Genomic DNA, 14,033 nt, shown 5'->3' on the forward strand with positions numbered 1-14,033 from the left:
CGCCAATGGAGTGAGTCATGCTGATCCCAGGCAAACCGTTCAAGCGCGGTGCTTGTACAGACCCGTTACGTTCGCCACTGCAGGAGCGTGAGCTGCTGCGTGACCTGGCCCGCAAGGCCGAGCAAGAACTGATGGGCGTGCAGATGGCGAGCATGGACGAGTTGACGCTGCTGCCCAACCGTCACGGTTTTACAGCGCTGGCCCAACAGGGGATGGACGCCTGCCAGCAGCTGGGATTGCCGGCGACGCTGCTGTTTTTCGACCTCGATAATTTCAAGCGAATCAACTATCTGTACGGGCGCGCCGAAGGTGACCACGCCTTGAAGACCTTCGCTGACGTGCTGCGTATCGCCTTTCGCGAAAGCGATGTGATTGGTCGATTGGGCAACGATGAGTTTGTCGCCTTGTTGACGGGTGCAAGCGTTGTCGAACTGTCCGCGATCAAGGCCCGGCTCGAAGAAATACTCGCCGAGCGCAATGCCACGGCCAATCGCAGCTTTGCCATTCACTTCAGCATTGGCCAGGTCGAGTTTGATGCTCGGCTACACCCGACAGCGGAAGACGTGTTGGCCCTGGCCGACAAAGCGATGCACGACACGGGTCATTGTTGAGCGGCGCCTTGCAAAGCGGCGGCAACGTAGGCGGCCGTTCGCAACAGCCGGCCATCGTCCCTGAACTTCCCGATGATCTGTAGCCCGACCGGCAACATCGGTTGGGCGCGCACCAGCGGGATGTTCACCTGCGGCCAGCCAAACGCCCCCCAGAACTTGATGAAGTCCGACGGTCCGGTGCTTTCCAGGCCCATCGGCGCGACCATCCCGCAAGAGGCACCGAGCAGGGCGTCGAACGGTTGGCAGAGCTCATTCAAACGGGGCGCAAGCGTGGCCAGGCGCGCCTTGGCAGCGGATTCCTGCTCCCAGGTTGTTGCCGCCGCTCGCTCGAACATGGCCAGTGTCGAAGGGCTCAGTTGAGCGCGGTGGCGTTGGAATTCCTTGGCCAGCGAGCGGGCACCTTCGCAATCGTTGATCAACTGATGGTCGTCGAACACTGCGGCAAATTCATCGGGCAGCTCCAGTTCGCTCACATAATGGCCGGCGCTGCGCAACTGATCCGTGGCCTGCTCCAGAGCGCACGCCACCTCGGCGTCCACCTGATCCCAGCGTGAGGTGCGGCAGAAACCCAGCCTCAGTGGACGCCGCTCGACGTCCGGCACTACAAAACCGGGAATCAACACCCGTGCCACAAGGTGCAGATCGCGCACCGATCGTCCATACCAGCCCACGGTATCGAAGCTCGGGGCCAGCGGCTTTACACCTTCCAGCGACACCAGTCCCAGGGACGGTTTGTAGGCGAAAAGGCCGCAATAGGACGCTGGCTTGAGCAGCGAGCCAGCCGTCTGGGTGCCCAGCGCCACGGCAAAGAAACCCGCTGCCATCCCGGCCGCCGAACCCGCGCTGGAGCTGCCCGGCGTGCGAGCGAGATCGTGAGGATTTCGGGTCGGGCCGGTGTGCATGTAGGCAAATTCGGTGGTGTGGGTCTTGCCCATGATCAGCGCGCCGGCCTGGCGCAGCAGCGTCACCACGTGGGCATCCCGGGACGGTTGATGGTCGGTGTAGATGGGCGAGAAGAATTGCGTGGGGTAGGTGGCGGTGTCGAAGATATCCTTGATGCCGACGGGGACGCCAGCCAGCAGGCCGCGCCCGGTATTCTGCGCAGCATCGGCACGCACCTGCCGGTCGTCGAACGAGACGAACGCCTGGATATCCGGCTCCCGCGCCTGAATGCACTCAAGAAAGGATTCGGCGATGGCGGCAGCGGTCGTATCGCCATTGGCCACCGCTTCACTGAGGGTGGTCGCGTCAAGGGCCGGGCGGTTCATTTGGCAAACAACTGGCTGATATTTTTAAACGCTTTGAACTCCAAAGCGTTGCCGCACGGGTCGAAGAGAAACATCGTGGACTGCTCGCCCACCAATCCCTGGAAGCGGATGCCCGGCTCGATCACGAAGCGTGTCCCAAGGCCTTTCAAGCGCTCGGCCAGCGCCTCCCATTCCGCCATCCCCAGCACCACACCGAAATGCGGCACCGGTACGTTATGACCGTCCACGGCATTGGTGTGCGCCGCTTCCTGAGAAGCGTTTTTCGGTGCCAGGTGAATCACCAGTTGATGGCCGAAAAAGTTGAAGTCGACCCAATGCTCGCTGGAGCGGCCTTCTTCCAGGCCGAATATGTCGCCGTAAAAGCGTCGGGCAGCCGCCAGATCGTAAACCGGAATGGCCAAGTGAAAAGGGGAGAGTTGCATCGGGTTCGCCTCAGGTTCTCAGGAGTTGAAGCAGAGTTTAGCGCTATGATTTTTGATTAAAAGACGATAGTTTTTGCGTCGAGCTCAAATTATTTCGATCAATCGAGAACGCTTATGCTGCGCGAACTGAAAACCTTCATCGCCGTGACGCGCTACGGCACGTTCGCGGCTGCCGGCATGCACATCGGCCTGACGCAGTCGGCGGTCAGCGCACAGATGCGCAATCTGGAACAGGCGCTGGGTATCCGCCTGTTTGATCGCACCGGGCGCCAGGCGATTCTCAATGCCGCAGGGCAACGGGCGTTGCCGATGGCGCAGCAGATCCTCGACACGTTTAGCCGGATGGCCGTCAGTGATGATGTCAGCGAGTACCGTGGCGAGTTGAAAATCGGCGCAGTGGCCACGGTCCAGACCGGGTTGTTGCCTCAGGCATTTTTAAGGTTGAGGGAGCAGGCACCGCTGCTGGAGCCGAAACTGGTGCCGGGCGTGTCGATGAGTTTGTTGAGTCAGGTAGATACCGGTGAGGTGGATCTGGCGATATTGATCAAGCCGCCATTTGAACTGCCCAAAGAGCTGTCGGCGCAGGTGATTCGCCGGGAGCCGTTTGTATTGATCGTGCCGATGGACCTTGAGGGCGATGATCCGTTGCAGATCCTCGCGAGCCATCCGCACGTGCGTTACGACAGCAACTCGTTCGGTGGACGCCTGATAACGCGATTTTTACGTGAACAGCAGATTGATGTGCACGTGGCCATGGAGCTGGATGAGCTGGAAGCCATCGTGAAGATGGTCGAATGCGGGTTCGGCGTTTCACTGCTGCCCGAGGCCGGGCTATGGCTTGAACATGGGGCGAAGGTCAGGATTGTCCCGTTGGGCGAGTTGACGTTCTACCGCGAAATCGTGCTGCTGCAGCGCTACAGCCAGCGCACACAGCCGATCCAGCAGTTGTTTGCCAAGTGCCTGACGCAACCTGCCGGCTAACTCAGGCGCGGCAATTTATGTGCTGTGAAGAATGAATTTTGGCTCTTGAAGACATTAAAACTGTTATTTATGACAGTGATGTGTGTCTCGGCTTTCGCACTATCGTGGCGCTGTCAAACGGATCTGGCTGTCGGGATGGATGTTTTTTTGCATTCCCCCTGATTGCATGGAGCCCTTACTTCAGGAGGATAGCGGCATGACAGCGCAAGCCAACACGCAGCAACGAGCACCAGGTGATCTGGATGTGGGATTTGCTGACAACGGGATGATCAATATTCCTCAAGGTTCGTCTCAATGTGTCGTTGAAACATCTGCCGGGAAACTGCTTTACGTGGCTCAAACAGGCCGTGTCTCATGGATTTATCGAGCCATGGCTGATGGCACTTCCGATCCGACTTTCCAACCGTTCGCGTGGGACTTCGCCAAAGGCCAATTCGAAAGTTTCACACGTTTACTTGCTCGAAGAGACGGCAAATTCCTGTTGATTGGTAACTCGGGTAAAGAGCCCTTTATCCGGCAGGCTGCGATTACGCGATTCAACGAGGGAGGAAGTCCTGATTTAGTCTTTGGCACAAGAATATTGCCTTTACCCGTCGATCCCGTTCCTCCGGAACAGGGTTTGCAGACATTCGGACCTACGGGATGTCTCACTGCTGACCACCATGTTTTAGTGGCCGAAAGTTACCAACGGGTGGACAACGAGGGCACAACTATCGATTCGGCGGGTAGGGTATACACCCTAGATGACCAAGGTCATCCCGACACTGGTTTTGAAGTCAGATTCAAGGGGCTGATTACGACGATCCATAGCATCGGCGTCCTTTCAGACGGGCGCATCGTTGTGTTTGGGATTGTTGACCGACCGTCTTCAGGCATATCAGTCCCGAGAGCGGTCTTGGCTTGCTACAACCGAGACGGCACGTTGAACAAAACCTTCGGCATTGACGGATTTTGGGAGAACGAAAATTACACCAGTTTTGGCTCGATGGTGGTGGATGATGACAAGATAATCATCGCCGCTGCCACGTCGATTAATGACGATGGTAAACGTTATGTTGCCGTGCAGCGGGTATCGGGTAATGGCGCATCGGATGAAACGTTTAACAGTGGATTGCCGTTGGTGGTTGATCTGGGTTCCGACTTTGTAAACATCCCTTCCGTCACCGTACAGCCGGATAAAAAAATCGTGGTCGCAGGGAGTGAGAATTTTCCTGTGCAAAAGCTGTACTGGCTGCGTACCACCGAAGGCGGTGAGCTCGACCCTACTTTTGGTGACTCTGGGGTGGTTCGGCAGCAAACAGGCCGGTTGACTGACATGATTGTCCAGCGCACCGTCAATCGACTCATCCTCGCGGTTAATCTGGACTCAAGTGAAGCTCAAGGTCCGAAAGTCTTGGGTATCCTGAGCTGATAGTGTTTTTACGAACACGCAAGCCATAAATTCCTGTGGGAGCAAGCCTGCTCCCACAGGGGGTTTGCATCAGGCCTGAATCGCAGGCATAAAAAACCCGCCATAACCGGCGGGTTTTTTATGGGCTAGCAGAAGATCACTCTTCCAGGCTACCCATCGCAGTGGTGTTGAAACCACCGTCCACGTACATGATTTCGCCGCTGATGCCGGACGCCAGGTCCGAGCACAGGAAGGCGCCGGCGTTGCCGACTTCGTCGATGGTGACGTTGCGACGCAGCGGGGTTTGCGCTTCGTTGGCGGCCAGCATTTTACGGAAGTTCTTGATGCCGGAAGCGGCTAGGGTGCGGATCGGGCCGGCCGAAACGCAGTTGACGCGGGTGCCGTCCGGGCCCAGGGAGCCGGCCAGGTAACGCACGCCGGCTTCCAGCGAAGCCTTGGCCATGCCCATTACGTTGTAGTTCGGCATGGTGCGCTCGGCGCCCAGGTACGACAGGGTCAGCAGGCTGCCATTGCGGCCTTTCATCATTTCACGGCCAGCTTTGGCCAGGGCCACGAAGCTGTACGCGCTGATGTCGTGAGCGATGCGGAAACCTTCACGGGTGGTGGCTTCAGTGAAGTCGCCGTCCAGTTGGTCGCCCGGGGCGAAGCCGACGGAGTGCACGATGCAATCCAGGCCGTCCCACTTCTTGCCCAGCTCAACGAAAACCTTGGCGATTTCTTCATCGCTGGCCACGTCGCACGGGAAGCACAGGTCAGGGTTGGAGCCCCAGCTTTGTGCGAACTCTTCGACACGACCCTTGAGTTTGTCGTTCTGATAAGTGAAGGCAAGCTCAGCGCCCTCGCGATGCATGGCGGCAGCGATGCCGGATGCGATGGACAGCTTGCTGGCGACACCGACGATCAGTACGCGCTTACCGGCGAGAAAACCCATGTGTTGCTCCTCTCTTTCAGGTTATTGCGCAGTGGCCGGAGCCAGGAAAGCGGCTTCCAGCAACTGCTGTGTATACGGATGTTGGGGGGCGGCAAAGATACTTTGCGCGTCTCCCTGTTCGACCACTTGGCCCTGCTTGACCACCATCAGCTGGTGGCTCAGCGCCTTGACGACAGCCAGGTCATGGCTGATAAACAGATACGTCAGGTTGTACTTGGTTTGCAGTGAGCGCAGCAGCTCCACCACTTGGCGTTGCACGGTGCGGTCGAGGGCCGAAGTCGGCTCGTCCAGCAAAATCAACGCCGGTTTTAGCACTAATGCCCGGGCAATGGCGATTCTCTGCCGCTGCCCACCGGAAAATTCGTGGGGGTAGCGGTTCCGGGTTTCCGGGTCCAGGCCTACCTCCTTCAATGCCGCAATAATCGCTTGTTCCTGTTCCGCCTCGGTGCCCATCTTGTGGATCCGCAGGCCTTCGCCGACGATCTGGCTCACGCACATCCGCGGGCTCAGGCTGCCGAACGGGTCCTGGAACACCACCTGCATCTCCCGGCGCAACGGCCGAACCTCGGCCTGCGTCAAGCAGTCTAGCTGCTTGCCTTCAAAACGGATGGCGCCTTTGCTGCCGATCAGCCGCAAAATCGCCAGACCGAGCGTCGACTTGCCCGAACCGCTTTCTCCCACAATCCCCAGGGTCTGTCCCTGGGGCAGGCTGAAATTGATGCCGTCCACCGCTTTGATGTGGTCGACGGTCTTTTTCAGAAAGCCTTTCTTGATCGGGAACCAGACTTTCAAGTCCTCGACCTGCAGCAACGGCGGGCCAATTACATTGGTCGCCGGCTTGCCGCTGGGCTCCGCTGCCAGCAGTTCCCGAGTGTACGGATGCTGCGGCGCGCGGAACAACTCTTCGCACGATGCCTGTTCGACGATGCAACCGCGCTGCATGACACATACGCGATGCGCAATTCTTCGCACAAGGTTCAAATCATGACTGATCAGTAGCAATGCCATGCCCAGGCGGGCCTGCAATTCCTTGAGCAATTCGAGGATTTTCAGCTGAACGGTCACGTCCAGCGCGGTGGTCGGTTCGTCGGCAATCAGCAGTTCCGGCTCGTTGGCCAGGGCCATGGCAATCATCACCCGCTGGCGCTGGCCGCCGGACAACTCATGGGGCAAGGCCTTGAGGCGCTTGTGCGGCTCAGGAATGCCGACCATCTCCAACAATTCCAGCGTGCGCTGGGTCGCCACTTTGCCGACCAGGCCCTTGTGGATGCCCAGCACCTCGTTGATCTGCTTCTCGATCGAGTGCAGCGGGTTGAGCGAGGTCATCGGCTCCTGAAAGATCATCGCGATCCGGTTGCCGCGGATGTGGCGGATGGTTTTCTCTTTCAGACTCAGCAGGTCTTGCCCTGAATACTCGATGGTCCCGGACGGATGCCGGGCGAGCGGGTAGGGCAGCAGGCGCAGGATCGAATGCGCGGTCACCGATTTGCCAGAGCCGCTTTCGCCGACCAGGGCCAGGGTTTCGCCGCGCTTGATGTCGAAGCTGACGCCTTCCACCACTCGCTGGCAGTGATCGCCGACGACGAATTCGACGGCCAGGTCGCGCACTTCGATCAGATTGTCCTGATTCATTTCACTTCCTCGGGTCGAAGGCATCGCGAGCGGACTCGCCGATAAACACCAGCAAACTCAACATCAGTGCGAGCACGGCAAACGCGCTCATGCCCAGCCACGGTGCTTGCAGGTTGGATTTGCCCTGGGCCACCAGTTCACCCAACGACGGCGCGCCCGGCGGCAGACCGAAGCCCAGGAAGTCGAGCGCGGTCAGGGTGCCGATGGCGCCGGTCAAAATGAACGGCATGAAGGTCATGGTCGAAACCATGGCGTTGGGCAGGATGTGGCGGAACATGATCGCGCCATTCTGCATCCCCAGCGCCCGGGCCGCGCGTACATATTCCAGGTTACGCCCGCGCAGGAACTCGGCGCGCACCACGTCCACCAGGCTCATCCACGAGAACAGCAGCATGATGCCCAGCAGCCACCAGAAGTTCGGCTGCACGAAACTGGCGAGGATGATCAGCAAATACAACACCGGCAGCCCGGACCAGATTTCCAGGAAACGCTGCCCGGCCAGATCCACCCAGCCACCATAGAACCCCTGCAAGGCCCCGGCAATCACGCCGATGATCGAGCTGAGAATGGTCAGCGTCAGGGCAAACAGCACCGAAATGCGGAAGCCGTAAATCACCCGCGCCAACACATCGCGACCCTGATCGTCGGTGCCCAGCAGGTTGTCGGCCGAAGGTGGCGCCGGCGCCGGGACTTTCAGGTCGTAATTGATGCTTTGGTAGCTGTAGGGGATCGGCGCCCACAGCACCCAGGCATCCTTGGCCTTGAGCAATTCGCGGATGTACGGGCTCTTGTAGTTGGCTTCCAGCGGGAATTCGCCGCCGAACGCGGTTTCCGGGTAGCGCTTGAGCGCCGGGAAATACCAGCCGTTGTCGTAATGCACCACCAGCGGTTTGTCGTTGGCAATCAGCTCCGCGCCAAGACTCAGGCCGAACAGCACCAGAAACAGCCACAGCGACCACCAGCCACGCTTGTTGGCCTTGAACAGTTCGAAACGCCGGCGATTGAGCGGGGACAAATTCATCTCAATGCTCCCGGCTTTCGAAGTCGATGCGCGGATCGACAAAGGTGTACGTCAAATCGCCAATCAGTTTCACCACCAGCCCCAGCAACGTGAAGATAAACAGCGTGCCGAACACCACCGGGTAATCGCGGTTGATCGCTGCTTCGAAACTCATCAAACCGAGACCGTCCAGGGAGAAAATCACTTCCACCAGCAACGAGCCGGTGAAGAAGATCCCGATAAACGCTGAAGGGAACCCGGCGATCACCAGCAGCATGGCGTTGCGGAACACATGGCCGTACAGCACACGGTGATTGGTCAGGCCTTTGGCCTTGGCGGTCACCACGTACTGCTTGTTGATTTCATCAAGGAAGCTGTTTTTGGTCAGCAGGGTCATGGTCGCGAAGTTGCCGATCACCAGCGCTGTCACCGGCAATGCCAGGTGCCAGAAGTAATCGAGGATCTTGCCGCCAGTGCTCAGCTCATCAAAGTTGTTTGAAGTCAGTCCCCTGAGCGGGAACCAGTCCAGGTAGCTGCCGCCGGCAAACACCACGATCAGCAGGATGGCGAACAGGAACGCCGGGATCGCGTAGCCGACGATGATCAGCGAACTGGTCCAGACGTCGAAGTGGCTGCCGTGTCGCGTCGCCTTGGCGATCCCCAGCGGGATCGACACCAGGTACATGATCAGCGTGCTCCACAGCCCGAGCGAGATCGACACCGGCATCTTTTCCTTGATCAGGTCGATGACCTTGGCGTCGCGGAAGAAACTGTCGCCGAAGTCCAGGGTGGCGTAGTTCTTGATCATGATCCACAAGCGTTCCGGCGCCGATTTGTCGAAGCCGTACATGTGCTCGATTTCCTTGACCAGCATCGGGTCCAGACCCTGCGCGCCGCGATAGGCCGAGCCGGCCACCGAGACTTCGGCACCGCCGCCGGCAATGCGGCTGGTGGCGCCTTCGAAGCCTTCGAGCTTGGCGATCATCTGCTCCACCGGCCCACCGGGGGCAGCCTGGATGATCACGAAGTTGATCAGCAAAATGCCGAGCAAGGTCGGGATGATCAGCAGCAGTCGCCGAAAAATATACGCCAGCATCTGATTACTCCGTGCCCGCAGGGTCGGCTTGCAGTTTGGTTTCGACTTCTACCGCAGGTTTCGCATCAGGCTTGACCCACCAGGTCGTGGTGCCGATGTCGTACTTGGGAGAGACTTTCGGGTGACCGATGTGGTTCCAATAGGCCACGCGCCAGGTCTTGATGTGCCAGTTGGGGATCACGTAATAGCCCCATTGCAGCACGCGGTCCAGTGCCCGGGCATGGGCCACCAGGCTTTTGCGCGAATCGGCGTTGATCAGCTGCTCGACCAGTTGATCGACCACCGGGTCCTTGAGGCCCATGGAATTGCGGCTGCCGGGTTTGTCGGCCGCGGCGGACATCCAGAACTCGCGCTGCTCGTTGCCCGGTGAGTTGGATTGCGGGAAGCTGCCGACGATCATGTCGAAGTCCCGTGAACGCACGCGGTTGATGTACTGCGAGACATCGACCCGGCGGATCACCAGGTCAATGCCCAGGTCGCTGAGGTTGCGCTTGAACGGCAGCAGCACACGTTCGAATTCGGTCTGGGCAAGCAGGAACTCAATGGTCACCGGTTTGCCGTTGGCGTCGACCATCTTGTCGTCGACGATCCGCCAGCCGGCCTCTTGCAGCAGTTGGTAAGCCTTGCGCTGCTGGGTGCGGATCATGCCGCTGGCGTCGGTCATCGGGTTCTGGAACGCTTCGCTGAACACCTGCTCGGGGATCTTGCCGCGGAACGGACTCAAAATTTCAAGCTGATCGGCGTCGGGCAGGCCGGTCGCGGCCATTTCCGAGTTTTCGAAGAAACTGCGGGTACGCACGTAGGCACCGTTGAACAGTTGCTTGTTGGTCCATTCAAAGTCCAGCAGCAACGTAAAGGCCTGGCGCACGCGCACGTCCTGGAACACCGGACGGCGCAGGTTGAACACAAAGCCCTGCATGCCGGTCGGGTTGCCGTTTGGGATTTGTTCCTTGTTCAATCGGCCTTCGGTGACCGCCGGGATGTTGTAGGCGTTGGCCCAGTTCTTCGCACTCATCTCCAGCCAGTAGTCGAACTGCCCGGCCTTGAGGGCTTCCAGCGCGACGGTGTTGTCACGGTAGTAATCGGTGGTCATTACGTCGAAGTTGTAGAAGCCACGGTTGGCCGGCAGGTCCTTGCCCCAGTAATCCTTGACCCGCTCGTAGCGTATCGAGCGGCCGGCCTTCACTTCGGTCACCTTGTAGGGGCCGCTGCCCAGCGGCATTTCAAGGTTGCCCTTGTTGAAATCGCGGTTCGCCCACCAGTGCTTGGGCAACACCGGCAGCTGGCCGAGGATCAGCGGCAGTTCGCGGTTGTTGGTGTGCTTGAACTTGAACAGCACGGTGAGCGGGTCTTCGGCGACGGCTTCCTCGACATCGCTGTAGTAACCGCGATAGAGCGGGGCGCCTTCCTTGGTCAGCATCTGGAAGCTGAACACCACGTCTTCGGCACGCATCGGATGGCCGTCGTGGAAGCGCGCTTCAGGACGCAGGTAGAAGCGCACCCAGCTGTTGTCCGGGGCTTTTTCGATCTTGCCGGCGACCAGCCCGTATTCAGTGAACGGTTCGTCCAGCCCCTGTTTGGCGAGGGTGTCGTAGATTATGCCGATGTCGTCGGCCGGTACGCCTTTGCTGATGAACGGGTTGAGGCTGTCGAAGCCGCCGAATCCGGCCTGGCGAAAGATCCCGCCCTTGGGCGCGTCGGGGTTCACGTAATCGAAATGCTTGAAGTCGGCCGGGTATTTCGGCGGCTCGTTGTACAGGGTCACGGCATGTTGCGGGGCGGCGCAGGCCAGCCCGGCGAACAGCAGACCGCTGGCCTGCAACAGCAGGGCGCTCAGGGGTTTCATCGATCCTTCTCCGAAGATTTCAGCCACCACGCGGACAGGCCCAGGGTGTAGGGCGGCGTGGTGACAAAGGCGAACCGGTTGCGGTAGGCCAGGCGGTGATAATTGAGGTACCAGTTGGGAATGATGTAGTGCTGCCACAGCAAGACCCGGTCCAGGGCTTTGCCGGCGGCCACTTGTTCGTCGCGGGTTTGCGCGGCGAGCAATTGTTCGAGCAGGTGATCGACCACAGGGTTGGCGATGCCGGCGTAGTTTTTACTGCCCTTGACCCCGACCTGGCTGGAGTGGAAATACTGCCATTGCTCCAGGCCCGGGCTGAGGGTCTGGTTGAGCGTCATCAGGATCATGTCGAAATCGAACTGATCGAGGCGTTGTTTGTACTGGGCGCGATCGACCGTGCGCAGCCGCGCGTCGATGCCAATGCTGGCGAGGTTCTCGACGTAAGGCTGAAGGATGCGCTCCAGGTTCGGGTTGACCAGCAGGATCTCGAGTTTGAGCGGTTGGCCCTTGGCGTTCTCGATCCGTTGCCCATTGAGCTTCCACCCGGACTCGGCGAGCAGCGCCAGGGCCTTGCGCATGGTTTCCCGGGGGATGCCGCGGCCTTCGGTCTTTGGCAGGCTGAACGGCTCGGTGAGGAGCTTGGCGGGCAACTGTTCGCGATACGGCTTGAGCAACAGCCATTCATGACCGACCGGCAGGCCCGTGGCGGAGAATTCGCTGTTGGGGTAGTAACTCATGGCGCGTTTGTAAGCGCCGCTGAACAGGGTGCGGTTGGTCCATTCGAAGTCGAACATCAGCCCCAGCGCTTCGCGGACTTTGGTCTCAGAGAAGGTCGGACGCCGGCTGTTCATGAACAGGCCTTGGGTCTGCGTCGGAATCTGGTGCGGGATCTGCGCCTTGATCACGTCGCCGCGGCGCACGGCCGGGAAGTTGTAACCGTTGTCCCAGTTCTTCGCCTGGTGCTCGATGTAGATGTCGAATTCGCCAGCCTTGAAGGCTTCGAATGCCACATCGCTGTCGCGGTAGAACTCGACTTCCATGCGGTCGACGTTGTACTTGCCGCGATTGACCGGCAGGTCCTTGCCCCAGTAATCCTTGACCCGCTCGAAAACGATCTGGCGTCCTGGCGTGACCGAGGTGATGCGGTACGGTCCGCTGCCCAGCGGCGGTTCGAAGGTGGTGGCCTTGAAGTCGCGACCTTTCCAGTAATGCTGTGGCAGCACCGGCAATTCGCCCAGGCGCAGGATCTGTAACGGATTGCCGGTGCGCTTGAAGACGAATCGAATGCGCTGCGGGTTGAGGATGTCAACTCGCAACACTTCCTGAAGGCTGGTGCGGTACTGCGGATGACCTTCCTTGAGCAGCAAGCGGTAGGAAAACGCCACGTCATAGGCGGTAATCGGCGTGCCGTCGTGGAACCGCGCTTCGGGGCGCAGGTTGAACACCACCCAACTGCGGTCTTCGCTGTACTCCACCGATTGCGCGATCAGGCCGTAACTGGAGGTCGGCTCATCGCCGGACGGCGCGTACTGGCCGGTGCCGACCATCAACGGTTCGTTGAGTTCGTTGATGCCGTATTGCAGGAAATTGGGAGTGGATACCGGGCTTGAGCCCTTGAATGTGTAGGGGTTGAGCGTATCGAAGGTGCCAAACGCCATCACCCGCAACGTACCGCCCTTGGGCGCTTGCGGGTTGACCCAGTCGAAGTGGGTAAATCTGGCCGGGTACTTGAGCGTGCCGAACTGCGCATAACCATGGCTTTCGCTGATCGTCGCGCTTGCGGTGGAGCTCAAGGCCAGGCTGATCAGGAAGAGGAGGAGGGGGCGCTTCAAGTCAGAGATCCGATCCAGGCGGCTTGGGCTTTGTGGGCCGTACAGTAACAGCTTGTATCGACAGGAAAAAGACAGGGGGTTAATGCGTTGTTAATTGCCGGGGTGACGGTGCGGCAGGCGCAGAACCTGTGGCGAGGGAGCAAGCTCGCTCGCCACAACTGTCATTGCAGCCACCGCTTCGAAAGCCCTCAAATCACAGGCAAAAAAAGGTCTGCATGCGGGCAGACCAGGGGTATTACTTCAAAGGAGTGGCTCACTGTAAGGCGTATGTTGTGAACGTTACGTGAAAAGAGGGTCGCAAAAAAAAGCCCAGCGCCAGGCCGGGTGGGGGGTGAAGCGCACGATAATCAGACAGGCACGGGTGCGGTGACGATGAAGTCGCCGTTCATGCGTCCTGAATCAGGCCGTTTCTCTAATCACGCGTCCAGATCGAATCATCTGAACCGCGGAAGAGGCGGGTCGACAGGTTTTAACGAAGACAAGGTGTTTCGAATCAGTGGCGCGTCTTTTTCGATGTCGTTCAGGCGGTCACGAATTCTGAGGGCTGTCGGGTGCCCCCCTTGATGATCCACCCAGTCGGCAATCTCCTTGCAGGCTGCGGCAAGTCGAGCCTGGCGGGAGTCGAGCAGGGTCAGCAGGGTGGTGATGGACTCTTTTTCGGACATGGCAAACACCTCCGTTCAAGAAACCTGACAAATAGCAGCAAAAAGCCCGCTGGGTGCGAGCTTTCTGCCGATGGGGTCACTGGTCCTTCAGCTGATTTCAGTATAGACCCGGACTTCAGGCCTGTCGGGCCGTCACTTGGGACCTGGCATTGAGCTGCTGGCATTCACGTCGGGCATCTTCTTCAAGATCGAAGCCGTCACCAATGAAGCCCTGGGTGCGGGTGTCGGCGATGCGAAACCAGACTTCAGCGTCGGGTGGCGGGTGGCCGGTTTCTCCGGCCCGGCGGCCATGAATGATGATCTTGTTGCAACGCTTCACAACGAAAATGTCTTCCATGGCG

The 14,033-nt window shown here is 59.3% G+C and carries 13 protein-coding genes; 3 read left to right on the forward strand and 10 right to left on the reverse strand.

Translation table 11 applies throughout. The features are described 5' to 3' along the window. Window positions 1–17 precede the first annotated feature (17 nt). Window positions 18–611, forward strand: a complete 594-nt coding sequence (locus tag K0F88_RS03135; RefSeq protein WP_094467678.1) for a GGDEF domain-containing protein — start codon at window positions 18–20, stop codon at window positions 609–611. On the opposite strand, the gene K0F88_RS03140 is transcribed toward K0F88_RS03135, so the two are convergent. Both K0F88_RS03140 and K0F88_RS03145 read right to left on the reverse strand, forming a co-directional pair. Continuing rightward, window positions 602–1,879, reverse strand: a complete 1,278-nt coding sequence (locus K0F88_RS03140; RefSeq protein WP_219093955.1) for an amidase — start codon at window positions 1,877–1,879, stop codon at window positions 602–604. The two genes, K0F88_RS03135 and K0F88_RS03140, sit on opposite strands and share 10 nt — an antisense overlap. Then, complete coding sequence (locus tag K0F88_RS03145; protein ID WP_094467676.1) at window positions 1,876–2,301, reverse strand: VOC family protein; 426 nt, start codon at window positions 2,299–2,301, stop codon at window positions 1,876–1,878. The genes K0F88_RS03140 and K0F88_RS03145 overlap by 4 nt, the downstream gene beginning before the upstream one ends. Before the next feature lie 114 nt (window positions 2,302–2,415). Here K0F88_RS03145 and K0F88_RS03150 point away from each other — a divergent pair, with 114 nt between their 5' ends. Then, on the forward strand, window positions 2,416–3,282 hold the full coding sequence (locus K0F88_RS03150) for a LysR family transcriptional regulator (protein WP_094467675.1): 867 nt from the start codon (window positions 2,416–2,418) through the stop codon (window positions 3,280–3,282). Between the two features lie 196 nt (window positions 3,283–3,478). After that, window positions 3,479–4,693, forward strand: coding sequence for a hypothetical protein (locus K0F88_RS03155; RefSeq protein ID WP_094467696.1), 1,215 nt, complete (start codon window positions 3,479–3,481; stop codon window positions 4,691–4,693). A gap of 136 nt (window positions 4,694–4,829) precedes the next feature. Here the strand turns inward: K0F88_RS03155 and fabI are convergent, their stop codons facing one another. From fabI to K0F88_RS03195, 8 genes are all read right to left on the reverse strand, one after another. After that, on the reverse strand, window positions 4,830–5,624 hold the full coding sequence (fabI, locus tag K0F88_RS03160) for an enoyl-ACP reductase FabI (RefSeq protein WP_008152082.1): 795 nt from the start codon (window positions 5,622–5,624) through the stop codon (window positions 4,830–4,832). A gap of 21 nt (window positions 5,625–5,645) precedes the next feature. Continuing rightward, a complete protein-coding gene (locus K0F88_RS03165; RefSeq protein WP_219093957.1) occupies window positions 5,646–7,256 on the reverse strand; it encodes an ABC transporter ATP-binding protein in 1,611 nt (536 codons plus the stop codon). Between the two features lies 1 nt (window position 7,257). After that, on the reverse strand, window positions 7,258–8,277 hold the full coding sequence (locus K0F88_RS03170) for an ABC transporter permease (protein ID WP_010459784.1): 1,020 nt from the start codon (window positions 8,275–8,277) through the stop codon (window positions 7,258–7,260). Window position 8,278: 1 nt separating this feature from the next. Further along, a complete protein-coding gene (locus K0F88_RS03175) occupies window positions 8,279–9,352 on the reverse strand; it encodes a microcin C ABC transporter permease YejB (protein ID WP_010459785.1) in 1,074 nt (357 codons plus the stop codon). Between the two features lie 4 nt (window positions 9,353–9,356). Continuing rightward, on the reverse strand, window positions 9,357–11,198 hold the full coding sequence (locus K0F88_RS03180) for an extracellular solute-binding protein (protein WP_219093959.1): 1,842 nt from the start codon (window positions 11,196–11,198) through the stop codon (window positions 9,357–9,359). Continuing rightward, entirely contained in the window at window positions 11,195–13,003 is a 1,809-nt protein-coding gene (locus tag K0F88_RS03185) for an extracellular solute-binding protein (protein WP_374039704.1), read from the reverse strand. The genes K0F88_RS03180 and K0F88_RS03185 overlap by 4 nt, the downstream gene beginning before the upstream one ends. Before the next feature lie 458 nt (window positions 13,004–13,461). Further along, window positions 13,462–13,692 (reverse strand): hypothetical protein, encoded by a 231-nt coding sequence (locus K0F88_RS03190; RefSeq protein ID WP_010460746.1) that lies wholly within the window; start codon window positions 13,690–13,692, stop codon window positions 13,462–13,464. A 115-nt stretch (window positions 13,693–13,807) separates the two neighbouring features. After that, complete coding sequence (locus K0F88_RS03195) at window positions 13,808–14,029, reverse strand: hypothetical protein (RefSeq protein ID WP_094467306.1); 222 nt, start codon at window positions 14,027–14,029, stop codon at window positions 13,808–13,810. Between the last annotated feature and the right edge of the window lie 4 nt (window positions 14,030–14,033).

This window comes from Pseudomonas sp. UMAB-40 (genome assembly GCF_900095275.1).
Lineage (GTDB): Bacteria > Pseudomonadota > Gammaproteobacteria > Pseudomonadales > Pseudomonadaceae > Aquipseudomonas > Aquipseudomonas mandelii_B.